Source organism: Prevotella sp. AM23-5 (genome assembly GCF_003473645.1).
In the GTDB taxonomy this organism is placed as follows: Bacteria; Bacteroidota; Bacteroidia; order Bacteroidales; family Bacteroidaceae; genus Prevotella; species Prevotella copri_A.
The window spans coordinates 1-920 of the sequence record NZ_QUCG01000181.1 but is presented as its reverse complement, the minus strand read 5'-3'; the positions used below and the strand labels follow the sequence as shown (position 1 = coordinate 920).

At 47.7% G+C, this 920-nt stretch carries 1 protein-coding gene; it reads left to right on the top strand.

Annotated features, from left to right (window positions below; translation table 11 throughout):
* A partial coding sequence (locus DW657_RS18085; protein ID WP_158577430.1) for a hypothetical protein occupies nt 1–920 on the top strand: 920 nt, incomplete at both ends.

The following is a 920-nucleotide window of genomic DNA, read 5'->3' as shown; positions in this document are numbered from 1 at the left end:
GATGAACAGGCTAAGCAGAAGCAGAACAGGTTGGTTGCCGACTTTACGCTGACTTCGAATGGCGAAAAGTCGTATGTTGCCAATCAGCTTTCCGCCGACCTGGCCTGGAATGATGTCATGATGGATATTGACGGCTCTTATCCTAATCATCAGCAGGTCAAGATGCCGAAGTATAAAGTATCAGACAAGCTGGAACTGTTGCATCGGAGTGGTAAGCGAACCTATACCTTCAACACGTATAATGCTTATATGGTGAATCCGCACTCTCTGTCTGTTGATAATTCGCAGCAAACGGCTTATCAAAGTGTTCGTTCGGCAGCATTCTTCAGTCATACCAATACTTCGCTCGGCTTTTTCCTCAAGCCTTTTACCGTGATGATGAAGGTTGGCTTGCAGGTATTGAGCAGAACGATGAAGAGTCATCTGGAGGGAGTACCCGATTCCCTGGGAAATATGCGCAATCAGATAGGCATGACCTTCTTCCGTGCCTATGCTTCGCCGGAGGCAGAGTATAACCAGGGTGGCTGGCATATCCGTTTCCAGATGCCCATCACCTTTACACCTTATTATTATAATGATAAGTTGATGGGAGCGAAAGAGAACGCCAGCAAGACACTGGTTGCTCCTCAACTCAGCGTGAGCTATTTCCTCACCGCCCGTTTGCAGGCTACGCTTTCCGGTGGAATCGCTCAACGGGAAGTGGACGAACAGAATTTCTATCAGGGACTGCTGATGCGTGATTACCGTAATCTTTATACGGGTTTCGTGGATTATACCGCCGACAGGAGCAAGCATGTTTCCTTCAACATCAACTATAAGCGTCCTCTTGCTACCATCTTTGCCAATGCCTACATCCGCAAGAGCTGGTCCGACAGTCATCTTACGGTGGCTCGTGATTTTGTGGGTGATTATATCATCAA